The sequence below is a fragment of the Neoaquamicrobium microcysteis genome (genome assembly GCF_008180155.1).
Lineage (GTDB): Bacteria > Pseudomonadota > Alphaproteobacteria > Rhizobiales > Rhizobiaceae > Aerobium > Aerobium microcysteis.
On sequence record NZ_VSZS01000025.1, the window covers coordinates 1 to 776 of the forward strand.

Consider the following 776-nt stretch of genomic DNA (forward strand, 5'->3'; position numbering starts at 1 on the left):
AATGTCAGAGAGAGAGAGAGAGAGAGAGAGAGAGAGAGAGAGAGAGAGCAATCGAGCCTGTTGCGAATATCGCAGGTGTGGGGATTGACGGGGGGCGGCCCATAGCCTCGATACCCCGGCGTTGTATTCCTACGCTACAGTACGCCACAGGGCATTAAACTCGGCAAAAAGACACCCTCATCATTCATCTGCCCCTCGCCTGCGGCGGAGTGACGGTCAGTGTCCATCGGCTGTGGTCACATGGTGACGCATGTTCATGGCGTCGTGCCGTTCGCGGATGTCATCAGGCCAGCGAGACTTGATAAACGAGAAAATCGCTATGATCTCCCCATCGTCCAGCATGTCTGCGAAGGCCGGCATTCGCGTCTTGTAGTCGGGCAAATTTGCCGCTTCTGCCAGACCATATTTCGTGATGTCGAACAGAACCTGGTCCGGATGGTGCCAGGTATGGCCGGTTTCATCATGCGGCGGGCCGGGCAGGAAGCCTTCTTCGTCGCGTGAATGCCCATCGGACGTTTCCCCCTTGAGCTCCGCGCCATGACACACGGCGCAGTGCTGCCGGTAGAGTTCGGCACCGCGAGCCACTCTCGCGGCATCGTGAGGACGGAAGAGGCCTGCTTCGGACCCGGCTTGCCCCCACAGTCCAGCGAGGAACGCTGCCGGGGCCAGAAGTACCGCCCCAAGAGCCTGCTGCAGGCCTCACACCTCAACGCGGGGAGCCGCGGACTGCCTCCCAGGTCACACCGCCATCGTTCGAGCGGAAGATTGTGCCCTGA

At 60.4% G+C, this 776-nt stretch carries 1 protein-coding gene; it reads right to left on the reverse strand.

Annotated features, from left to right (window positions below):
• Nucleotides 1-216: 216 nt before the first annotated feature.
• A complete protein-coding gene (locus tag FY036_RS00085) occupies nt 217-585 on the reverse strand; it encodes a c-type cytochrome (RefSeq protein ID WP_235897422.1) in 369 nt (122 codons plus the stop codon).
• Between the last annotated feature and the right edge of the window lie 191 nt (nt 586-776).